Source organism: Sediminispirochaeta smaragdinae DSM 11293 (assembly GCF_000143985.1).
GTDB classification, from domain to species: domain Bacteria; phylum Spirochaetota; class Spirochaetia; order DSM-16054; family Sediminispirochaetaceae; genus Sediminispirochaeta; species Sediminispirochaeta smaragdinae.
On the sequence record NC_014364.1, the window covers coordinates 223,284 to 245,957 of the forward strand.

General features: G+C 47.4%; 21 protein-coding genes. 15 read left to right on the forward strand and 6 right to left on the reverse strand.

Features of this window, described 5'->3' with window-relative positions:
- Window positions 1-4 precede the first annotated feature (4 nt).
- Window positions 5-1,480 (forward strand): rhamnulokinase, encoded by a 1,476-nt coding sequence (locus SPIRS_RS01110; RefSeq protein ID WP_013252840.1) that lies wholly within the window; start codon window positions 5-7, stop codon window positions 1,478-1,480.
- A 75-nt stretch (window positions 1,481-1,555) separates the two neighbouring features.
- Here SPIRS_RS01110 and SPIRS_RS01115 read toward each other — a convergent pair whose 3' ends face one another.
- The 4 genes from SPIRS_RS01115 to SPIRS_RS01130 form a co-directional block, all read right to left on the reverse strand.
- A complete protein-coding gene (locus SPIRS_RS01115; RefSeq protein WP_013252841.1) occupies window positions 1,556-1,789 on the reverse strand; it encodes a DUF4405 domain-containing protein in 234 nt (77 codons plus the stop codon).
- Window positions 1,786-2,289: a DOMON domain-containing protein gene (locus tag SPIRS_RS01120; protein ID WP_013252842.1), complete on the reverse strand. Its 504-nt coding sequence runs from the start codon at window positions 2,287-2,289 to the stop codon at window positions 1,786-1,788. Before SPIRS_RS01120 ends, SPIRS_RS01115 begins: the two co-directional genes overlap by 4 nt.
- Window positions 2,290-2,458: 169 nt before the next feature.
- Window positions 2,459-4,879 carry a glycyl radical protein gene (locus SPIRS_RS01125; RefSeq protein ID WP_013252843.1) on the reverse strand — a complete coding sequence of 807 codons (2,421 nt, stop codon included), beginning with the start codon at window positions 4,877-4,879 and terminating at the stop codon, window positions 2,459-2,461.
- Window positions 4,880-4,954: 75 nt separating this feature from the next.
- Window positions 4,955-5,734 carry a DeoR/GlpR family DNA-binding transcription regulator gene (locus tag SPIRS_RS01130; RefSeq protein WP_013252844.1) on the reverse strand — a complete coding sequence of 260 codons (780 nt, stop codon included), beginning with the start codon at window positions 5,732-5,734 and terminating at the stop codon, window positions 4,955-4,957.
- 125 nt (window positions 5,735-5,859) lie between these two features.
- Between SPIRS_RS01130 and SPIRS_RS01135 the strand changes: the two genes are divergently transcribed.
- The 9 genes from SPIRS_RS01135 (at window position 5,860) to SPIRS_RS01175 (ending at window position 14,760) form a co-directional block, all read left to right on the forward strand.
- Complete coding sequence (locus SPIRS_RS01135) at window positions 5,860-6,537, forward strand: class II aldolase/adducin family protein (RefSeq protein ID WP_049784569.1); 678 nt, start codon at window positions 5,860-5,862, stop codon at window positions 6,535-6,537.
- 140 nt (window positions 6,538-6,677) lie between these two features.
- Window positions 6,678-7,715: a LacI family DNA-binding transcriptional regulator gene (locus SPIRS_RS01140; protein WP_245537661.1), complete on the forward strand. Its 1,038-nt coding sequence runs from the start codon at window positions 6,678-6,680 to the stop codon at window positions 7,713-7,715.
- Window positions 7,716-7,731: 16 nt separating this feature from the next.
- Window positions 7,732-8,649, forward strand: a complete 918-nt coding sequence (locus tag SPIRS_RS01145; RefSeq protein WP_013252847.1) for a glycyl-radical enzyme activating protein — start codon at window positions 7,732-7,734, stop codon at window positions 8,647-8,649.
- Entirely contained in the window at window positions 8,649-9,575 is a 927-nt protein-coding gene (locus SPIRS_RS01150; RefSeq protein ID WP_013252848.1) for a DUF4037 domain-containing protein, read from the forward strand. The genes SPIRS_RS01145 and SPIRS_RS01150 overlap by 1 nt, the downstream gene beginning before the upstream one ends.
- Window positions 9,576-9,585: 10 nt before the next feature.
- Window positions 9,586-10,137, forward strand: a complete 552-nt coding sequence (locus tag SPIRS_RS01155; protein ID WP_013252849.1) for a DUF4125 family protein — start codon at window positions 9,586-9,588, stop codon at window positions 10,135-10,137.
- Between the two features lie 211 nt (window positions 10,138-10,348).
- The gene (locus tag SPIRS_RS01160) at window positions 10,349-11,305 is read left to right on the forward strand and encodes a D-ribose ABC transporter substrate-binding protein (RefSeq protein ID WP_013252850.1); all 957 of its coding nucleotides are present in this window, start codon (window positions 10,349-10,351) and stop codon (window positions 11,303-11,305) included.
- Between the two features lie 93 nt (window positions 11,306-11,398).
- Complete coding sequence (locus tag SPIRS_RS01165; RefSeq protein ID WP_013252851.1) at window positions 11,399-12,097, forward strand: DUF2291 domain-containing protein; 699 nt, start codon at window positions 11,399-11,401, stop codon at window positions 12,095-12,097.
- A gap of 1 nt (window position 12,098) precedes the next feature.
- Window positions 12,099-13,652 (forward strand): sugar ABC transporter ATP-binding protein, encoded by a 1,554-nt coding sequence (locus SPIRS_RS01170; protein ID WP_013252852.1) that lies wholly within the window; start codon window positions 12,099-12,101, stop codon window positions 13,650-13,652.
- Entirely contained in the window at window positions 13,630-14,760 is a 1,131-nt protein-coding gene (locus SPIRS_RS01175) for an ABC transporter permease (RefSeq protein ID WP_013252853.1), read from the forward strand. Before SPIRS_RS01170 ends, SPIRS_RS01175 begins: the two co-directional genes overlap by 23 nt.
- A 44-nt stretch (window positions 14,761-14,804) precedes the next feature.
- On the opposite strand, the gene SPIRS_RS01180 is transcribed toward SPIRS_RS01175, so the two are convergent.
- Window positions 14,805-15,986 carry a pyridoxal phosphate-dependent aminotransferase gene (locus SPIRS_RS01180; RefSeq protein WP_013252854.1) on the reverse strand — a complete coding sequence of 394 codons (1,182 nt, stop codon included), beginning with the start codon at window positions 15,984-15,986 and terminating at the stop codon, window positions 14,805-14,807.
- 120 nt (window positions 15,987-16,106) lie between these two features.
- On the opposite strand from SPIRS_RS01180, the gene SPIRS_RS01185 reads away from it, so the two are divergent.
- Window positions 16,107-16,745, forward strand: coding sequence for a helix-turn-helix transcriptional regulator (locus tag SPIRS_RS01185; RefSeq protein WP_013252855.1), 639 nt, complete (start codon window positions 16,107-16,109; stop codon window positions 16,743-16,745).
- Window positions 16,746-16,796: 51 nt separating this feature from the next.
- On the opposite strand, the gene SPIRS_RS01190 is transcribed toward SPIRS_RS01185, so the two are convergent.
- Complete coding sequence (locus tag SPIRS_RS01190; RefSeq protein WP_013252856.1) at window positions 16,797-17,468, reverse strand: helix-turn-helix transcriptional regulator; 672 nt, start codon at window positions 17,466-17,468, stop codon at window positions 16,797-16,799.
- Window positions 17,469-17,750: 282 nt separating this feature from the next.
- Between SPIRS_RS01190 and SPIRS_RS01195 the strand changes: the two genes are divergently transcribed.
- From SPIRS_RS01195 to SPIRS_RS01210, 4 genes are all read left to right on the forward strand, one after another.
- Window positions 17,751-19,172 (forward strand): sodium:solute symporter family protein, encoded by a 1,422-nt coding sequence (locus SPIRS_RS01195; RefSeq protein WP_013252857.1) that lies wholly within the window; start codon window positions 17,751-17,753, stop codon window positions 19,170-19,172.
- 90 nt (window positions 19,173-19,262) lie between these two features.
- Entirely contained in the window at window positions 19,263-21,197 is a 1,935-nt protein-coding gene (locus SPIRS_RS01200) for an FAD-dependent oxidoreductase (RefSeq protein WP_013252858.1), read from the forward strand.
- 4 nt (window positions 21,198-21,201) lie between these two features.
- Window positions 21,202-21,498 carry a 4Fe-4S dicluster domain-containing protein gene (locus SPIRS_RS01205; RefSeq protein WP_013252859.1) on the forward strand — a complete coding sequence of 99 codons (297 nt, stop codon included), beginning with the start codon at window positions 21,202-21,204 and terminating at the stop codon, window positions 21,496-21,498.
- A gap of 96 nt (window positions 21,499-21,594) precedes the next feature.
- Window positions 21,595-22,665, forward strand: a complete 1,071-nt coding sequence (locus SPIRS_RS01210; protein WP_013252860.1) for a polyprenyl synthetase family protein — start codon at window positions 21,595-21,597, stop codon at window positions 22,663-22,665.
- The last annotated feature ends 9 nt before the right edge of the window (window positions 22,666-22,674 follow it).

A 22,674-nucleotide genomic window follows, 5' to 3' on the forward strand; every position in this document is an offset into this window, starting at 1 on the left:
TTTCATGAGCGGAAAAGAGATACATTGTGTCGGATTTGATTGCGGAAACTCATCAATCAGAACGGTACTGGGACACTTCGACGGCACGAATATTGAAGTAGAACTTATTCAGCAGGTTCCCAACGGAACGGTTCGAGTCGAGGGGTACGATTACTGGGATATCCTGCATATTTTTTCTCAAATGCAGCAAGGCCTGAAACAGGCGGTTGCCGCTGCCGGCGGTACGGTGGCTTCTGCAGGCATTTCAACCTGGGGAATAGATTTCGGGCTTTTCGGCCCTTCCGGCCAGCTTCTTGGTAATCCCCTCTGCTATCGCAACGAACTGGGAGGGCTTGGGCTCGGAACCCTCGGCGAAGAGAGCAGAAAAAAGATGTTCGAACAGAGCGGAATTCAAAATCATCCCATGAATTCCGTTTATCAGTTTGTGGGGATTCGGGACCATCTTCCCGAATATTACCGCCTTGCAGAAAAAATGATGTTAACCCCCGATCTCCTTAACTTTCTTTTTACAGGGAGCTTTAATACCGAAACATCCATCGCCTCGACCACTCAATTGATGAATATGCGTTCGGGCAGGTTTGACGACAGCCTGTTCGATATTGCGGGGATCAAAAAGGGGATCATGCCCCCTGTTGTCGACCATGGTACGGTGCGCGGCATGCTCCGCCAGGACATTGCCGACTATTTGGATATTGCTCCGCTACCCTTTGTTGCTGTTCCCAGCCATGACACGGCTGCTGCGGTGGTAACGGTGCCCTCTCTTGAAGGGCCCTTTGCCTTTATCAGTTCGGGTACCTGGTCTCTCATCGGTACCGAGCTTTCTGCACCTTTGATCAACGATGAGGTCTACAACTGCGAATTGGCCAACGAGGGGGGAGCCTGTGGCACGATTACTCTCCTCAAAAATTCCGCAGGAATGCACATCCTTCAGAATGTTAAAAACGAGCTTGAGATGAGGGAAAATCGTCGTTTCGCTTGGGATGAGGTTGTGGATCTTTCTCTGAAGGCCGCTGCTTTTCTCGGAGACGAGAAGATCCCGCTTTTCGATCCCAACCACCCTTCTCTGTATAATCCCGACAGCATGATTCAGGCCCTCCAGCTACTTACCGGGGAAAAGAAACTCGATAACATTTTGGCTGGAATTTATGCATCCCTTGCCTGTAACTACGGAGCTGCCATTTGCGACATTGAGAAAATAACCGGTACCGAATACCCTGTTATTCATATTATCGGCGGCGGTTGCAGAAACGATCATCTGAACCAAATGACGGCCGATATTTCCGGTAAACCGGTTGTTGCCGGCCCTGTTGAGGCAACTTCTCTCGGGACCATTGCCGTACAGCTCATGCACCACGTTCCGGGACTTGGACTTACGGATATCCGCAAGATCGTTTCCGATTCGGTGCAACCTCTGCGTTTCGAGCCGAAGGTAGGTAGGGATAGACTCTACCAGCGGTACGAAGAGCTTTTGAAGCCCTGAACTCGAGGTCTCTGTACATCCCCAAAATCGCACTTTCCCGATAGCTGCCTTGATAGGCAGCTATCGGTGCGTGTTTTATGCGTGTTGGTCCGCTCGTTTGGATTTCTTGCGAAGATTGGCTTTTATCCAATTCCAGTTAAACACGATGTGCAAGGTAACTATGCCAAGAAAAATGAATCCGGTGATGGAGTGGATTCCATACATCAGTGAATAAAACAGCCCGAATTTCATGAAGATCCCGGAGATCCCCTGAACGAGCAAAGAAAGGAAAAGGATTGGGTTGATAATAAGAAGCGCTTTTTTATTCATAGCGGTAAGCTCCCCGATCCCCTGCCTTTGTGACGTGCAGTTAGATTGTCTTTCTCTCCCCATGCCGTAATCACCGTGTATTCTTTTCCCTCTTCGAGGAGTTTATCGTATACATCCCTGCTGTTTTTTGGAATCCGGAAGGTAATAGAGGTTTCTCCTCCGCTTTCGGTTCCCTGAATAATCTCTACATCGGAGGAACCACCTAGTGCCACATCACTCTTGTGGCTAAAGGTTCTGTGCCCATAGTGATCCTCCAAAACAACTGCACCCTTGTCATCCACATAGCCAATGTACATATCGGCGCCCTTCATCTTATTCTCCGGTTCTATGCCGACGGCTATCCAGCCGGTGGTCTTTGCGGACATGGTTATGAGGACATACTCGCCTTCCGCTTTCCAGGTCACGGTTACTCCGGCGATTTCTCTCGTGCTTTCGGTTGCTGCAGCTAAGGGGGTAAGTATCAGAAAAGCCAGGAACAAAATAAACAATACTCTTTTCATAACAAACTCCTTGCAGCAATCATAGTAAAACAGTAAACAACCGGCAAATTTTCTTTAATGGGACGGGGTACGAATTTCTGCGGCATGAAAAATGGTTTGGACTTGAAATTTCCAGGGATACTTCAGAACCTAACGTGCCGCGCTACATCGCGGCACGTTAGCTATTCATTTATTTGTCGGCCATGTTGAACTTCATTCTGGCAATAACATCGTTCTGGAGCTCTTTATTCAAGGGAGTGAAGAAAGCACTATAGCCGGAAATCCTTACCATGAGATCCCGATATTCTTCGGGCTTTTTCTGGGCCTCTTCCAGGGTTGCATCATCGAGCACGTTGAATTGGATATGGTATTGGTAATTCTTGAAATGGGTTTTTACCAGCGCCAGGGTTCGCTTTCGGCCCTCTGCCGTTGAGAGCGTTTGCGGTGTAAGTCGCATGTTGAAGATCGATCCCTTCTGAAACCAGATACTCGGAAGTTTTGCCTCGGAGTTGATGACTGCGGTAGGGCCGTTTCGTTCCGATCCGTTTGCCGGGGATACCCCATTGTTGACCGGTTCTCCCGCTTTTCTTCCGCAGGGAAGGGCGCCCACGGATTTCCCGAAGGCTACGTTACCGGTTACAGAGCTTTGGCTCAGTGCAAAGGTTGCAGGAATTGGCCCCTTCCCGTATCGGCTGCTTTTGAATGCCTTTTGGTAGGTCGATCCCAGAAACTCGTTGATCTCCACCGTCCATTTATCCGCCGCATCATCATCGTTACCGAATTTGGGAGCCTTATGTATCATCAACTGCCGAATTTCCTCCCCACTTGGGCTGGTGGTCTGATCTTCAAAATTGGTTGATAAGGCGTGCTGCAACTGGGACAGAGAGAGGATTCCTTTTTCAAAGACGGCATATTCAATTGCGGCAAGGGAATCTCCGACCGAAATGTGGCCGGCAGCAGGACCGCCGTCGGCGGTATACACAGCCCCCCCCTCTATGAGCGATTTACCTCGCTCGATGCAGTCGTGTACCAGTGAGGAGCGGAAAGCGTTCTGGTCGTGTAGGATATGCATTTCATCACTTATATGTTCGACAATGACCTGAAGGCGCATGTAGTAAAAAAGTTGCTTTTTACATGCCTCCATGATGGCATGGGTGTCGGAAAAAGCGGTAAGATCTCCCTCTCCTTTCATGAGGGTGATGCCCGTTGCAGGATCTTTCCCGTTGTTCAGGGTCATCTCAAAAATTTTCCCGACGTTCAGCCAGGAGCCCTTTGCAGCAAAATCCCATTTTCCCGGTACGGTTGCCTCAATACACCCTACCGGAGCCCAGCCGTACTGGTCCTCCTTTTTGACACCCATGTTGTCCAGGATTCTCATGACCGCAAGATCGTTGTAGAGGGCGGGCTGTCCTCCCTTGTGGGCTTCAACGACACTGAGTGCTTTATCCATGAATTCGTCGGAAGTCCCTTCGAACCATTTCAGTGAGACCGAAGGCTTCGTAAGTTTCAGATCGGCGGTTGCGTCGAGAATGGTGTAGGTAAGCTCATTTACTGCATCCCTGCCGTCTGCTGTTTGACCGCCGATAGCAAGATTTTCCGCAAGATGGTAGCCGGGAAAGTATTCACTATCCGCCCACGAGCGCAGCTTGTTGATTTCGTTTGCCTTGATGAAGAAGGATTCCACCAACTCAAGGGCTTTTTCCCTCGTCAGTACGCCACGTTGGATATCTCGCTGAAAATACGGCCACAGATATTGATCAAAGCGTCCCAGGGAGATTGCATGGCCGTTGGTTTCAATCTGAAGGATAAGCTGAATGAACCAAACCGCCTGGATTGCTTGCCAAAAGCTTTGTGCCGGCTTTGCCGGTACCTGCCGACAGTTTTCCGACATGGTGAGTAACTCTTTCTTGCGGACCTGATCGCGCTCTTTTTCCGCAAGATCGAGAAGCAAATCGGCGAAACGACCGGCAAAATTGATCACTGCCTTATTTGCCGTTACGACGGCCTGAAGGAACCAGTACTGCGAAATGGTTCCCGGTTCGGTGAGATCGAGGTCTGCAATCCTTTTCTCTGCCCGCTCGATGATCCGTTCCAATCCTTGTTCCAAGACCATCTGATGATCGGGAAGTACGTTCCCCAAACCCGCTGCCGCACACCAGGTATCGTCGATGGCGTTGATCTCCCAGGCTACGCGTGCCTCTTCGGGGAGCTGACTCCAGACGTTTTCGAAAAGGGTTTTTCCTTTCCAGTAATCAATGGTGGCAAGGAGTTGTTCCTTGGTCCTCTCCGAATAGGTAAACCTATCACAGGGGCGTTCGGCAAAATGGTAGGGATCGCCGTTAAACTCCTTTATGATCCAGTCGACCGAATATTCGGGAAAAGCGGGAGCCCCTCTCGTGGTGCTGGCCTGATTTCCTACAATCAGTTCGCCATCTCTGACAAAGATCGTCATCTTATCCAGAACCTCATAAAGGGCCTGGGCTCTTCGTTTTGCAATGGGTTGACCTTCCGATTGTTTCATCGATTCGGTAAAGAGAACGGCTCTTTCCGGACAAATTTCCGGGATCTTCTCGAAAAGCCTTTCCCGTAAAGCTGCTATTCGCTTATTCAAATGAGTCCTCCTTATGAAAACGATTTCATTCGTTTATGTAGCATAACACACAAGCGAAGACTCCGCAACGAAAAACTATCTTACGTAGTCTACTGTTATTCCTTTTTCTTTCAGGAGGCGATGATACTCAGTCGGGATCGATTCATTGGTAAAGATTCTGGAGAACTGTTCAATATCGGCAAAATGGCAGGAATGCACGACATCGAATTTGGAGGAATCCATAAGGAGAAAGGCTTCGGCAGTATTGTTCATTGCAGCCTTTTTGGTTATGCACTCGCTTTGGTGGGCACAGGTAACACCCAGTCTCTGGTGATAGCCGCTTGCAGATATGAATGCTTTTCGGGTTCTGTTGTGTTGCAATACCGGTGAGGTCTGGCTCAGCTCCAGAATAGTGGTTTTTCGGCTATAATGCCCTCCCGTTAGAAGCACCTCGATATTTTTGTGGCTGGCAACTGCAAGGAAGATATTGATGGAATAACAGACGACGGTTAATCGAATATCAGGCGGCAACATTGAGGCAAATGTCTCGGTAGTAGAGCCGGCGTCGATGAATATGATATCGTCTTCTTCGACAAAGTTAAGAGCATGGCGTGCAATTGCCTTTTTTTCGTCGATGTTGCGAGTTTCGGCAACGGCAAGCATATAATCCGACAGTCCTCCCGCCATACCGCCGGAATTGGAAACGACGACGCCGTGAAGTACCTTTACGGTGCCGTCCTGGGCAAGGATTTCGATATCGCGGCGCGTTGTCATGGGAGAAACATGCAAGCGATCGGAAATTTCCGATATCTTCATGGAACGTTCGAGTTGTATCATCTTTTTTAACGCGTCCAGACGTTTTTCTTTGTTGCCCATTGGCTCATTATATCGATTTATAAATGAAAAGTAAATTATTAGTTTGTGTTTGTTAATTGACATAATTGGTTTTTTGTGTAATATTATTACCATAAAATGATGCAAACATACCATTTGGAGGCTATATGATGGGCAGAGTAAAGCAGGAGTTAAAAGAGCTTATTGTTTCAACTGGTGTTGAAATGATTAAGACGGGTATTACCGTAGGGACATGGGGGAACATCAGCTATCGAGACCCTGAGACCGATTATATGTACATCAGCCCCAGCGGTATGGATTATATGAAGGTAAAAACTGACCATGTCGTTGTCATGGACCTTGATCTGAATATTATTGAGGGTGAGGCAGAGCCTTCCATTGAAAAGCATATGCACGTTGCGGTGTACAAGGCACGTCCGGATGCCCATGCTGTTATTCATACCCATCCGACGTTTTCCACCGTTTTTGGTGTTGCGGGTTTACCCCTGCCTGCGGTAAGCGAAGATTTTGTTCAGATCGTGGGCGAAGAGATTGCTATTGCTTCTCCCTATGCCCTGCCCGGTACTCCCGAGCTGGGAGAGGTTGCCGTGAAGGGTCTCGGAAAAAATGGTGCCGTTCTGCTTCCCGGTCATGGTGCTCTCATTGCCGCTGCGAACATGCCTATGGCACTTAAGATCAGTACGGTTCTTGAGAAAAATGCACAGATATATCTCTATGCGAAGTTGTTGGGTAATGGCATCCGCCTCTTCTCCAGAGAAGAGATCGATGCAATGCAGAATTTTGCAAAAAACCATTACGGCAAAAAAAATCAAGAACTTGTATAAAAAAACCGACTTTGCGTTCAGATAATCAGATCGGAAAGCCTTGGCCACAAAAATAGGACGAAGGCTTCCTGATCTGATCTTGACAGAAAAGTAATTCACCCCTTAGAATAAGTTGAAAACGTTTTCACTTCTAGAGGGCTATGATGAGCAGGTATACTATTACTGAATTTGCGAAAATCTGCGGAACCTCGCCGGCAACTGTTTCCCGCGTGTTGAATAACCCTGAATTGGTTGCGGCTCCTTTGCGTAAGCATGTTGAGGAAAAAATGAAGGAATTGGGCTATAAACCGAATCCTTTTGCCTCAAAGCTTAGTTCCAAATCAAGCTGGGGGCTTGCTCTTTTTGTCTTCGACATTCTAAATCCGTTTTTTGCCTTAATTGTCAGAAGGATTAGTCATCTTGCCATGGAGCAGGGGATTCCTCTTACGATTTGTGACACCGAGAATAATGCGGACAAGGAACGAATTTATCTTGATTACCTATTGGATAATAAAATTGCGGGTGTGATTTTTGCCGAAGGTATATCCCTTCCAACCATCGAGCGGGCTCAGCACTATACCGAAACGGTCCTGATTGATCGTCATTCTCAGGAAGGCTTTGTCTCCGAAGTTAGCAGTGATAACTATACCGGAGGACGACAGGCCACGGAATATCTTTTGCAGTTGAATCATCAACGGATTGCTTTTATCAGTGGGCCGGAAAACTGGCCTTCGGTAGAAGATCGCTTTCACGGATATCGCGATGCACTCGATGCATATGGAGTTCCCTTTCATCCGGAATTGGTCTATCAGGGGGATTTGCGATATGAATCGGGAATTTCCGCTATTGAGTATTTCCTGACGCTGCCCGAATGGCCTACCGCCATTTTCAGTGCGAATGATCAAATGGCCTACGGTGCCATGAGCAAGGCTCGCCACTTAAATATTGCCATTCCCGAGGATATTTCTCTTGTCGGCTTTGACGACATTCCGTTTCACAATTTTTTTCAGGCCAACTTAACAACGGTGAAACAGGATATTCCCGCATTATGCGAAAATGCTTTCTCTATTCTTATCGGCAAGGTAAATAATGGTTCCCAAGGCGGGATTGAAAAACGGGTTGTTGTACCAACGACCTTAAAAATAGGCGATACCTGTAGGAAGCTGGTCGGATCCGTCAAAAGGCCGGCAATTCGATAAGAGGGAAGGTTGTATCGTGGCCGAGAATCTGACGATATTTGAACTTGAGCGTTATGCCCTGGAGGATGGCCCCGGGATCAGGACGGTCGTCTTTTTTAAGGGATGTAATCTGCATTGCCTCTGGTGCCAGAACCCTGAGTCTCAGCAACGTCGGCCTCAGGTTCTTTACTATCGAAAACAGTGTGTCGGTTGTGGAAAGTGTATTGAGACCTGCCCTGCCGGGGCAATAGATACGGCTTCTGACCTTGGTTTTGTGACGATTCACGACCGCTGCACGCTTTGTGCCAGCTGTGTGGATGCCTGTTTTTATAATGCAAGGCGAATTGCCGGCGAAGTCCGAAGCTCCGAGGATATTATGCGGGAGATCATGAAAGACCAAAGCTTTTATGAGAATTCCGGCGGTGGTGTTACCTTTTCCGGCGGAGAGCCCTTACTGCAAATCGAGGGGCTTGTTGATCTTGCCTCCCGTTGTCGCTCCGAGGGAATCCATACGGCGTTGGAAACGGCTGGTAGTGTCCCTTGGGATCGCTTCGAGCGTATTTTTCCCTATATGAATCTGATCTATTTTGATGTGAAGCATATCGATCCTCTGGTGCATGAGCGTGTTGTCGGTGCACCGAACGGTGTCATTCTGAATAATCTGATCAGGCTGAGTCGTGAATTTGAGCCAGTCATTGTCCGAATCCCTGTCATTCCGGGGGTAAATGATTCGCCTGAGGTAATAGGGGATATCTGCTCCTTTCTTTCCACCCGAACGAGGGTGCGGAAGGTAGAACTTCTGCCTTTTCACCGATTGGGATCGGGAAAATATGCGGCCCTCGGCCGTGAGGATTCCATGGAGGGCGTTCCGAGTTTGGATAAGGCTGCCTGCCTTCCTCTTGCCGGACTTGGTAAGCGGTTTGGTCTTGATATCACCGTAGGTGCGGGGCATTGATGAAGGGGCTTGCCCTTTCAAAACTTTTTTATCACGATCGGGTTTTGCCCTCATTCCGGGAACATTTCCCCGATGATATTTCTTCCATGGCCTTTGGATTGGTTGGCCATGGTTCCGAATGTTACGGTTTTGACGACGAGTTCTCCCGCGATCACGATTGGGGTGCTCGTCTCTGCCTTTGGCTTCCCGCGGGAACGCCGGAGGAGAAAATCCATGCTATGGAAAAGCTCTATCGTAGTCTTGAGGGACCTTTCGGTGGTTTTGGGGCGGTGCGGCGTTTGGATCCCGCTGTGGGCAGGGATGGTGTCATGACCGTGCCCTTCTTTTTTGAACACCTGATAGGCAGTCCGTCCCCTCCGGAGACGATCAAGGAGTGGATGGCAATGCGAGAAGAGGGGCTCTCACTTGCCACCAATGGTGATATTTTCTTCGATGGTTCAGGAGAGATAGGTGCTTTTCGGGAGAGTCTGAACCATTATTTCCCCAGGGATCTGTGGTTGAAAAAGATCGCCTCCCGCTGTTTTGCCTTTAGCCAGTACGGACAATACAATCTGTCAAGAGCACTGCTTCGGTCCGATATCCCGTTGCTCCAATATACACGGGCCTCTGCGCTTAAGGAGGCCGCCGCCCTCTTTTTTTTACTTCGTCGTCGTTACCGGCCCTACTATAAATGGCTCTTCCATGCGCTTTCTCTGGAGGGGCCGGAAGGAGAGCTTCTTGCGCGGTATATCAACATGGCCGCCTCTCTTTCCGATCCGGGAACGCTCAAGGAGTCTATCGAGGCCATCGCCCGTTTCATGGTTACCCAATTGGAGGAGCGTGGACTTTCTTTTGCCTGCGGAGCCTTTTTACAGGAGTACGGTTTTCACATAACCGAAATGATTGAAACCCCTTGGTTACGGAGCGGATCGCAGATTATTGAGTAAGGAGGTACGTATGGATCAAGCCCAAAAACGTATTATTGCAGAAATTCTTGATAGGGAAGTGGCCATGTTTTTGCGAGTTCCCGCACGGCAAGAGCCTTCTTGCAGGGCTCATCTTGATGACATGCAGTTACATCGGCGGGGGCAATTCTCTGTCTGGTCGCTTTCCTGTTGTGAGAGCTACCTTCGGGACCTTCGGCGGGCGGAGGAGGAAGGACGAAATCTTATGACGATAAAGTATGCGAGAATGGAAGACCTCATCCCTCCGGTAAGCCAGAGCAAGCGGATCCCTGAGATTGTTTCCAGATTTGTAGGTTGGCAACGCGAGATGCTCTCCCATTATCCGAATATCATGCGAGGCGGCCGCGATATCGATGATTTTGCAAATTATCTTAGATGCGAATTGGAAACCTATTCCGATGCCACTCTTGAACTACTTTGGAAGGATGTCGACGCTTTTTCACGGAAAAAGCAAAATATGTCAAAAGCGATCTATGAATTCCTGGCCCGTCAGTCGGGCTACACGAATATCGACGAGATGGAAAAACGACTTAAAAAATCGTAATACTGCAATCGATTTCATATTGTGTTGTTGTTGTCTTGGAAAAAAATGTAAACTTTCTACCATAAAATGATAATAAGTGAGAATTTCGTCGGTGAAATTGTAGTTTTTTCTTGACATGTGCCTATGCTATGATAGACTTTTCTCAGAAATGAAATCGATTTCAGTATTTTCATGCGTCGTTGACGCATCAGGAAAATGTCAAGGAGGAGTTATGTCCAAAAAACTACTGGTTCTGGTACTGACCGCCATGCTTATCCCTGCAGGTTTTCTTTTCAGTGCGGGTCAGCAGGATGGAGGCGAGGCTTCCAACTTAATGGTGATTATTACCCCCGACAAAGACAACACCTTTTTCACTGCTGAGGCCGATGCTGCGAAGGCGAAGGCCGAGTCTCTCGGTTACACAACACTTTTGGCCGTCCATGGCGACGATCCCAAGAAGGAAGGCGATATTATCGATACGGCAATTGCAAGAAAGGCCGTCGCGATCATTATCGATGTCGCAAATGCCGATGCTTCCCCGAACAATTTGAAGCGGGCTACGGATGCGGGAATTCCCGTTTTCTGCATGGACCGGGAGATTAATGCCACCGGGATTGCCAAGGCTCAATTGATTTCCAACAACTTCCAGGGTGCAAAACTTGGCGGCGAATATTTCGTCCAGGTTATGGGTGAAAAAGGAAATTATGTCGAACTGGTCGGTAAGGAATCAGACACCAATGCCGGTGTTCGTTCAAAAGGCTTCCACAATATTATTGATCAATATCCCGACATGAAAATGGTTGCCAGGCAGACAGCAAACTGGAGTCAGACCGAAGGTTATTCGGTCATAGAATCGGTCCTTCAGGCAAATCCCGAGGTTAACGGCATTATCTGTGGAAACGACACTATGGCCCTCGGCGCGCAGGCTGCCATTGATGCCGCCGGCAGAAGCGACATCATCGTTATTGGATTCGACGGAAACGATAACGTACTCGATTCCATCATGGAAGGAAAGATTGAAGGGACAGTCATGCAGCCGAATGCCAAGAATGCGGAAATGGCAGTGGAACTTGCGGACACCTACATTAAAACTGGGTCGACAGGCCTTGATGAAGAGAAAATACTGAACGACTGTTTCTTGATTACCAAGGAAAATGCCAGTCAGTGGCGCGGTTTCCGCAAAAAATAGCGAAATCGTCTTTCCGATCTTGATTTTGGGGCCCGGACCTATTCCTTTCCGGGCCCTTCCATACACAACTGTTTTTACGAACCTGGAGTGGACATGATGATGAGAGAAAGGACATTGTGCTCTTTCGTAATGCTGCTTATTGGAATAGCCGTTCTGTTGAGTGGATGTACGATAAAAAAGATCAGTGAGCTCGATGAGCAGCAAGGCGATGAATACTCGACATGGACGAAAAGTGGAAAAGCCTTTGATCCCGTTGCGTATGTTGATTCAATATGGGATACAAAGTTGATTCCTGCCTTTAAGGAAGAATCTTGTGATTTTGAAACATTGCTTGCCGCACTCAAGAAGGACCCCGAGACGGCCACCCAAGAATACGGGCTCATGAGCAAGGCCGGCGGCATGGGGGTTACCTTTAAGATTACGGGCAGTGCCAGGGTTGTTTCCTATGATGATTCGTCCCGGAACGGATTGCTTTTACTTGATACCCCGCCTTACGAGGGAACGGTCGATGCAAAAATGCAGGTGGGCCCTGTGATTAGAAATACGGCTATTCGTGATTCGGTTTCCTTTATTCGCTTTACCGAGGTGGGGAATCAGCTTCAGTTTGCCAGTCTGGCCGACGAATTGAATGCACGAATGAAAAAAGAAGCGGTAGAACCGCTTGATCTTTCTTCAATAGCGGGTAAAGAGATCAACTACTATGGCGCCTTCAAGTTGGAGGATGATGATTCTTTGGATGATGTTGTCATAACACCGGTAATCATCGAGCCGACTATTGCGGGTGGAGCGTAGCATGGCAGAAGAACAAAGCGAAGTAGTGCTGGAGGCTCGTAACATTACGAAGGTGTTCCCTGGGACCAGAGCCCTGCAAGGCGTCGATTTTAAGGTCTATAAGGGGAAAATCAACGTTCTTGTCGGAGAAAACGGTGCCGGGAAATCGACACTGATGAAGATTCTTGCGGGAATCGAGGAGGCGACCAGTGGGACGATCTGTCTTTTCGACAACGAGGGAACGCCCCATGAGGTGACTCTTTCATCGGCACGGGATGCTGCGGGGAAAGGGATCGGTATTGTTCATCAGGAATTGAATCTCTTTACCAATCTCAACGTTGCCGAAAACATCTTTATGAACAAGGAACTGAGTAGGCATCACAGCCTATACATCGATCACCAGGAACAGGTCGAACGTTCCAGGACGATTCTCAAACGGCTCGGGCAGGATATCGATCCTGAAACTTTGGTAAGAGATTTGCGGCTTGGACAGCAGCAGATTGTCGAGATTGCCAAGACCATGATAGATGAGCCCAAGATCCTGATCATGGACGAACCAACTTCTTCCCTGAGCATCCAGGAGGTCCGGGTTCTTTTTAATGTTATAGCGGACCTGAAGGCTCAGGGAGTAGGTATTATCTATATCAGCCATCGATTGGAAGAAATTCGGGAAATTGGCGATTACATCACTATTCTGCGGGATTCCAAACTTGTCGATTGCGGCCTCGTTGCCGAGATGGAGATGGCCGATATCATTCGGAAGATGGTCGGCCGTGATCCGAAGAAATTTTTCAGCGGACAGGCACACGAAGCCGGGAAAGAGCTTTTGTCGGTGAAGCATATGACCCTTCCCCGTTTCGGGGGAGGCTATACATTTCAAGATGTCTCCCTCTCGGTATGCGAAGGTGAGATCCTCGGCATATACGGTCTCATGGGGGCCGGGAGAACCGAGCTGCTTGAGACCATGATGGGCCTTTACGATAAGGCCTCCGGTGAAATTACCTTGGAGGGGCAACGGCTCGATACCATGGACACGAAGGAAAGGATTGAGCACGGGCTTGTCCTGATTCCGGAGGAGCGGCAGAGGGAAGGACTCTTTTTAAATCTTTCGGTGGAGAAAAACCTCACGATGGCAAGTATTGCCCGGTATCTGAAGCTTTGGCAGATCAATGTGAAGGTGGAAATGAAACGTGTTGCCGAGATGATTAAAGAGATGGTCATCAAGGTTTCCTCTCCGTCGATTTCAATAAATGCTCTGAGCGGAGGAAACCAGCAGAAGGTAGTCATCGGAAAGGCTCTTTTGACAAAGCCGAAGGTTCTTCTGATGGACGAACCAACTCGAGGAATAGATGTCGGCGCAAAGTCCGACGTCTTCGAGATCATGAATAAAATGGCAAAGGGCAAATTCGGTATTGTATTTGTATCATCGGAACTCGAAGAAATTTTTTCCATGTCGGATCGCATCATTGTGCTTTCAAAAGGAAAGATAACCGGCGAGTTCGACCGCTCCGAAGCGACGGAAGAAAAGATTAGAAAGGCTTCGGAGATTGGTCATGGAATCACCGCGTCAGCGTAGCACAGGGAGGTTGAAAAAGCGTTTTATGACAGCTTTAGCTAATAAAAAACCGGGGACCGGTTTTTCCATTGGGATGTTGGTATTGAAACTGAGGACTTTAATCGCTTTTCTTGCGGTACTGATAGTCTTCTCTTTTATTGCTCCGAATTTTCTGTCGATTACCAATTTGATTGCCATGGCGAAACATTCCGCCATATGGGCGATCCTTGCGGTGGGAATGACCTACGTTATCATTGGCGGGGGAATCGACCTTTCGATAGGCTCCATCGTGGGGCTCTGTGGAATGATCGCCGGCGGTTTGATTGCCGAAGGTCTCAGGCTTCCGATATTCGGGATCGTGATCTATTTCAACGTTCCCATGATCATCTTGATTGTTCTGCTTATTGGTGTATTGCTTGGTGCTGTCAATGGTTTGATCATCACTAAGCTTGGGGTTGCACCATTTATCGCCACTTTGGGAATGCTTTACATGGGAAGAGGTTTCGCCATGCTTCGTTCCGGCGGAAAGACCTTTCCCAATCTTATCGGGAATCCCGCTCTCGGTAATACAGGCTTTCCTATTCTTGGGGCAGGAACCATGTTAGGCATTCCGCTTGTCGTCTGGATCGCCGCCGTCATTGCCATCATCGCCGCTTATGTATCCCAGAAAACCCCATTCGGGCGTCATATCTATGCTGTCGGCGGAAATGAAGATGCAGCAGTCCTGTCGGGAATTCGAGTCAATCGGCTGAAAATGGCCATCTTCATGTTTTCCGGTTTTACCGCGGCCCTTACGGGACTTGTCCTTGCATCTCAGCTTGTGGCCTCCCACCCGGCAACAGGTGAGGCTTACGAGATGACAGCTATAGCGGCAGTTGTCCTGGGTGGAGCTTCGTTAAATGGCGGCCGAGGATCCATCGGCGGCACCATCATCGGTGCCCTTATCCTCGGAGTATTGAACGACGGCTTGGTCATGATCGGTGTCTCTTCCTTCTGGCAAACCGCCATCAAGGGAATGGTCTTGGTTCTTGCCGTAGTTATTGATCAGTATCAATTGAGAAAACAGAATGAGGCTGCATTGCACCAACAGCAGGCTGATGAAAAGGGTCCTGAGAAAGTAAGTGCTTAGAACATCTTTCCTGTTCGGTTGATGCTGTTTGACCGAACAGGAACTTACTTGAATTCTTCTGCCAAGGCTGAAAAGGCCGGAAGTGAGTTTGTTATTGTATCCCTTCCAACGCAGTAGGATATCCTGAAATAGCCAGGGCAACCAAAGCTTCTTCCGGGTACAACTACCAAATTGTGTTTCAAAGCTCTATTTTTAAACTCAATATCATCGGGAATTAATGTTTTGGGAAAGAGGTAGAAAGCTCCTTGGGGTTTTACGCAGGAGAAACCCAAGCTGATAAGATGATTGTAAAGGATGTCTCGTCTTTCTTCATATATCGCTTTATCGACAACTTTTTCCATCGAGTCTGTAATTACCCGCTGAAAAAGTGCCGGAGCATTTACATAGCCCAGGATGCGATTCGAAAAAGATAAACCGTCAACAAATTCCTTTGGGTTTTCAATCGCATCATTTACCGCTACGAATCCTATCCTTTCTCCGGGTAGAGAATGAGATTTGCTAAAAGAATTAACAAGGACCGAATGTCTGAAAATATTCAAGATGTACGGAAGTTTGATGCCGTCATATACCAATTTACTGTAAGGCTCGTCCGATATTACGTAGATAGTCGTATGGAATTTTTCTTCCTTGCAGTCAACGATTCGGGCCATCTCTTTTAATAATTGTTCACTATACACAACTCCCGTAGGATTATTTGGTGAATTGATGATGATGGCCTTTGTCAAAGGAGTGATGCTTTTTTCCAGTTGAGCAAGATCGGGTTCAAAAGTATCGGGATTACTGGGGAGTTCTACCATCGTCCCGGAATAGTTATCGATGTAGAATGTATATTCACCAAAGTAGGGAGTGAATACAATAACCTCCTCACCCGGATTTAAGATGGTCTTTAAGGTGATATTTAGAGCCCCACCTGCACCGCAGGTCATGACGATATGTTGAGCCGATAGCTTTTTGCCCGTCTCTTTATTGATGGCTTCGGCAATCTTTTCTCGTGTTTCAGGATATCCTGCATTGTTCATGTATCCGTGTAAGCCCGGCCGATCTTCCATTACAAGCTTTCTAAGGGAATCCTTTACCTCTTTGGGTGGCTCGGGATCGGGATTCCCAAGAGAAAAATCGAAAACCTTATCTGCGCCGTATATGGCACGAAGTTTTTCCCCTTCCTCAAACATCGCCCTGATTAAAGAAGCCTGTTGTAAATTCCTGTGTATCTTTTCTGCAATCATACAAAAAATATTATAAACCCTTACGTGTTATATAATCAACAGAAAGTTGATTATATAAACATATTGTTTATTACTCTTGTCCTTGATTTCCTTTTCCTTGCGTATGATAATGGATTCGTCATGAATAAGAATGAAGCCTTTGAATTTTTAAACAGGTTGGCGGCAGGCATAGCAAAGACCTTTGGGAATTCATGTGAAACTGTTGTTCACGATATGAATAATAAAAAACATTCCATCCTCGTTATCTATAATGGGCATGTTACCAAAAGGAAGATTGGGGGAGGGCTTGACCTCCTTGGGACCAATAAACAAATCAATGATTTTCTTAGCAATGGCAGCGACTTGATAAATTGCGACGGAAGGAGTGCAAACGGGAAACAGATCAAGAGTACAACACTGCACTTGCAGGGTGATAATTATCATTATGCTCTCGGTATTAATTTTGATTATACGCTGCTTTCAGTTGCAGAAAATGCGATCAAGGAGCTTACCAGGGTGGGAGAGAACCTTGAAGCGGCTGTGAAAGAATCTGGCGAAAACAGATTGAAAGACATATTTAAAGAGTGTGTTACCATACTTGGCAAGCCTGTCGCTATAATGAATAAGGACGACAGAATGCGAATAGTTGCTCTTCTTCAGGAGAGAAATGCGTTCTCGTTTCAAAAAAGTATTCCCTGTATTTCCGCATGGCTCCACATATCAAGATATACTATCTATAACTATTTGAAAGAGATTAACGAAAAACAAAGAACTGGATGATGGTACAAATCTACCGGAAATCGGACGTTGAAGTAAGGATACAGAGAAATACTATTTTTTCTTTCTGTTGACAATGCTTAGGTAGCGATAAACGCTTGCCTCCGAAGTTCCAATAAGGTTTGCTACATCGGGTACGATCCCTTTGATGAGGAAAATGCCCAAATTATTGAGGTGTTCGATTATTTCTATCCTGTTTTCCTGGGTGAATTTTTTTGCATCGAGTTTATTTTTCTCTGCGTATTTTCTGACTTCTTGTTCACATAGCTCTGTTACCGAGGAGAGGACTGTTTCCGTGTTGTTATCTGGTACACCTTGAGGGGGGAACAGCGTGTCGATTATTCCCTGTGCCTGTATATTGGCAAATTGTAGTAGTCGCGTATCGAGTTCAATAAAGGTTTCTGTATCGAAATTAATGCAAAGCATTCCTACCAGCATATCACCTTCTTTTATAAAATACGTAGAACCTCGGAGCTTTCTTCCATTGGAGATGCACGTGTAATTACTTTTGAAACTGGTATCTTTATAGGTTTCCTCTTTAATGAATCTGAGGCAGAGGTCGGTAAGCCCGTCACCAATTTTTCTTCCGCTAATATGTGAATTTTCTATTGCGACGATACCGCTGCCTTCATCTTTTAGTTCGATGAGTATGATTTCATAGTAGCTGCCGAGTACCGATCCTAGAAACTGTACAATTGGTAGGTAGTTTCGTATCGTATCACGCATTCTGTAAATCCTATTATATACTTTTTATTATACGCCTAGATAAGTGTAAAGGCCATTGGCATCATATAATAATTTTTTCAAAAATATGCACTCGTATTGAGATGTGTATGTATTCAGAAATAATAATAAGGTCAATCATTACTTAGACTTATATCTCCCGTTCTTTTCTTGACCGGCCAAAAAGATGATGATACCATAATAATAAATTATTATTTATAATTGGAATTCGATGTTATTGTTCATCTTTATCTCAATATCATTTCTAATCTGGAGGTTTGCATAATGCAAAAGGATGGAATTGTTCTATTGGTATGTTGTTTATACTTCATATCACTCATCATTGCCGGAATCGTTGCGGCAAAGCGGAACAAGAATGTCACAGATTTCCTTGTGGCTGGGAGAAATCTGGGATTGTTCTTGACTACTGCAACCCTTGTTGCCGTGCAGGTGGGAGCGGGAGTAGTGCTGGGAGGAGCTGGGAACGGCGCTTCTATGGGCGTTTGGCCGGGGATGTATTACGCCTTAGGTTGTGGAGGCGGGTTAATTCTTGCAGGCATCTTCATGGCTCCCAAATTAAAAACTGCCGACGGGTACGTGCCCATGGACTTCTTTGAAAAGCGTTATGGCGCCAATAAGGCTGTTCGCCTTTGGGCCTGGATGTCTAATATTCCAAGTATGTTGGGGATATTTGTCGCCCAGATGCTTGCATGCGGAAGCATCCTTGCTGGTTTCGGCCTTCCTTTTGGCTGGGGCGTAGTTATCTGTGCTGCTGTCATTTTGGTCTACTGTTATATTGGCGGAATGTGGGGCGTTGTACTAACCGACCTCATTCAGACAATAGTTATTCTCATTGGCATTCCGATCCTCGCTGTCGCCTCTTTATTGGCTGTGAAACATGCGGGATTTGCCCCTTCTTCAATATTAGCTACCCCTTTTATTCCCAAGGGGCTATTTTCCAAATTCATCTATCTGGTGCTTCCGTTTCTTCTTTCAATATCTGTCTCGTATGATGCATACATGCGTTATCAGTCGGCAAAGGACGTTAAAACCGCGAGATGGGGTTGTATTATTTCAGGGATCATTGTCATTATCATTGGTATTTTTGCTTCAATTGTTGGAGCTGTAAGCGGAAAACTCTATCCCGATATACAAGATGGCGTATTTGCTTCGATGGCGATACATACCTTGCATCCTGTCATGGCGGGCATCGTCATCGCCGCTATTCTTGCGGCCGCCATGTCCTCGGCAAATTGTCTTCTAATTGCCCTCGGGGCAACCTTTTCCCGTGATTTCTACAATAAATTCCTTCATCCGGAAAAATCTTTAGAGGAACTTCCCTATTCAAAAAGAATATCAAAGATTACCGTTTTCGTTTCTTGTTTGGTTGGGGTTTTGATCGCCTTTAAACTGACGAATATTCTGGATGCAATTATCATTTTCAATTACCCCTATATGGGAAGCCTTCTGGTTCCCCTCCTTTTAGGTGTTTTGTGGAAAGGAGCAACAAAGAAAGGAGCTTTTGCTGCCATCTTCGTCGGCGGTGTCATCGGCGTATTTTGTTTTGTCTTGGGATTAACCGGGCCGATAAGCCCTCTGCTGGATGCAGATTGGGGCCTCCTCTATTCATATGTTGTCTCTGCTATTGTCTTGGTCGGTGTGAGTTTGACCGACAAAAGTAGGGCCTCTCTCCCCTCTGCACAGTAAAAACTGTTTGTTCTGTCGATATCTATTGTTGTCTCCCGTTATCGGGAGGCAACCTCATGTAGTGAAAAATACATTGCGAGGAGAAATGCTATGTTTTCTATGAAGTGGCCCTATCCCATAGAATGTAATCAGGAAGAGCGGGTTAAAACCGATGTACTAGTCATCGGCGGTGGAATATCCGGGTGTATGGCCGCTATCTCTGCAGCAAAACAGGGAGCGAAGGTAGCACTTCTGGAAAAAGGTGCAACCATAAGAAGCGGCGCCGGTGGATCGGGCTGTGATCACTGGGAATCGGCTACAACGAACCCTTGCAGCACGGTTAGTCCGGAGGAGATCACCCAGGCTATGATCGATGATAATGATGGGTATAATAATGGAATTTCTCATTATATCGAATGCCGGGAAGGATGGGATTGTCTCCGGGAGATCGAAAAAATGGGAGGGAAAATTCGGGATACCGAGGATGAATTTCTCGGGGCGGATTTCCGTGATCCGGAAACCAAATTGATGTTTGCGTATGATCTAAAGAATAAATTTACCATTCGAATTTGGGGATCTACCTTCAAGCCTGTTTTGTACAAAGAATTAAAGCGTCTTGGTGTAAAAATATACGACCGGATTATGGTTACGTCTCTTCTGACAGAAGGCGGAGAAATCGGTAAGCGTGTCATAGGCTGTACAGGCTTTCATGTTCGTACCGGAAAGCATCTGGTTGTTTCCTCTAAGGCCACTGTCCTTGCCACCTCCCGTCCCGCAAGAATTTGGCTGTTTTCCCCTGCATACCCGGGCCTTTGTGAATTCAGACCGACCCAGTGTGTCGGAGATGGACATGCCATGGGATGGCGAGCCGGTGCGGCGTTTTCGATGATGGAAAAGTCGGTAACCGCAGAGTTCTCTGCAGCGGGGAGGAGTTTCCCCCCCTATGGTACGGGTAATAACCACAATACCTGGTATCCTGCTTCCATGTGTGATGCCAGAGGAAAGCCAATTCCCTATCTCGACAGAGACGGTAAGGAGTTAAAAGAATTCAGCGACCGCTATCGTCCTGCTGCCGGTCAACAGTACTTTCTCAAAGGTGGATCCATTGATTACCCGAAGTATGAGTACGATGGACCGGAGACCATAGACCAAAAGAAGCTCCTTTCGATGGGGTATAAGCTCCCATTCTATGCTGACCTCACCACGATGCCCGAACTGGAACGAAAGGCCATCTGGGGCATGATGGTGGGAGAAGAGGGAAAGACAAAGATCCCCATTTATCAAAACTATACTGAACGTGGGTTTGACCCCACCCGTCATGTTCTGCAGGCGTATGGAGGTGGATGGAAATCTGCATCGTTTCTTCCCCAGGAACGACAGCTATTCGGATTGCCTGGCGGTTTCCTGAATGACTGGAATTTAGCAACAAATCTTGAGGGCCTTTTTGTAGCTGGCGACGCACTTTTTGCCTCCAACTGTTTCGGTCATGCTGCGGCCACAGGAAGCTATGCCGGACGCCACGCTTCAGCATATGCAAAGAACGTCCAGCACCTCGTTCCTTGTGAAAAGCAGATAGCGAAGGAGCGGAGTCGAACATATGCGTCCCTCGGTGCGGAAGGGCAAGAACGGTATTCCTGGAAAGAGCTCAATATGGCTATAGCCAAGACGATGCAAAACTATTGTGGTGATCCTAAATGCGACGATCTCTTGGAAACAGGCTTAGATGTCTTTCGGCACTATGAGACCAACATCCTTCCTCATCTCTATTCAAGGAATCCTCATGAGCTCATGAGGACCCTCGAGGTCGAAAACATACTTACGAATGCCCAGATCATCCTTAGATCCTGCTTACAACGGAAATCAAGTTCAAGGGCTCTCTGCTTTAACAGGGCCGATTATCCGGAAATGGACCCGGAACGGGATCGAAGGTTCTTTACCATACGATTGACCAAGTCCGGGGTGGATATGGGTTCGGTCCCCCTGAGATATTATGGAGATCTTTCTCGGAACTATGAGAAATACAATGGGAACTATATAGCGGAGTAAAGGTATGAATATAGAAAATATATGTGCAGGCCCGGATATTGCATCAATTGAACCCATCTCCTTTAATACCGAACGATGCATAGCTTGTAACAGATGTGCCGATGTGTGTCAGGTTGATGTACTTGTTCCTTCTCTGGAAAAGGGCAAGCCCCCACTTGTCCTCTTCCCGGGTGAATGCTGGTACTGTGGCTGTTGTGTCATGGAGTGTCCCACTCATGCAATACAGCTTCGGCATCCTCTGATGAACCAGGCGCATTTTCGGCTGAAAAAGGAATTGGAAGATACCTTGGAAAGCGAATAAAAAACTCTGAAAAGGGAGCCTTCGGGTGAGGTGACTTTTCATCGCCTTTCGCGTTATGTTTTGTATACGTCCGACAAGCCGAAGGAGTGCCTTACCATGCAACAGTATCTCTCGCAGCAGAAACAAAACCTTACCGAAGAGATTCGGCGTGCCTGCCGCCGGGAAGCTGCGGCTATGGAACAGAAAAATCCTCGGGCCTCTGATCTTTTTACCCTACTTGCCGATTTCTCTACCCGAGGGAAAATGATTCGGGGTTCTCTTGTCTCCTTAGGGGCGGGGCTGGTCGCCGGTGAGGCCCCTCCTGCCGCACTTCCCCTCGGGGCGGCCATGGAACTTTTTCAGTCGGCGCTCCTTATCCACGACGATATCATGGATAGAGATACAATGAGACGTGGCCAATCAACCGTTCATCATTATTATGCCCTTGAGGCTGCAAAGTATGGGACAGATGATGCCGCCCACCTCGGTGAGAGTCTTGGTATCTGTGCCGGAGATGTTGCGATTTTTCTCGCCTTTTCGCTTGTCAACGAAGCAGGCCTTATTGCCGGCAACCACCATGAGCTTGTAGGACTCTTCAGCCGTGAGATGAGCATCGTGGGGACGGCTCAGATGAGCGACGTTGCATGGAGCGACGGATGGGGGGATCCGAACCTTGCGGAGGTCATTAGCCTGTATCGCTATAAAACAGGTCGCTATACCTTCTCCCTTCCCCTTTCCGCAGGGGCCCTTATCGCCGGTGCCGACAGGCGTTTTCGAGATCTATTGGAGGAGTACGGGGAACTTTTGGGAATCTTGTTTCAGATTCGTGATGATGAATTGGGGCTCTTCGGCGAGAGCGAAGAGGTCGGTAAACCCATCGGTTCGGATATAGCGGAAGGGAAAAAGACGTTATTTTACCTTATGCTAAAAAAGGCGGCTGAAGGAGAGGCCTTATCGGTGCTGGAACGTATCTACGGCAAGGGGAAGGCCGGTATTGATGAAGTGCGGCAAATTCGAAAGATAGCCGTGAGCACCGGAGTCCTCTCTTCTGTGGAAACAATGATGGATGATTACAAGCGGAAGGCTGAAGCCGTTCTTGACCAGATACTCTCTTTCGGCATAGGCCGCGAGCCGTGGAGCGGCTATCTCCGACAGCTCCTCGACTACGTCTGCCGCAGGAATAGCTGAGAGTTGAGA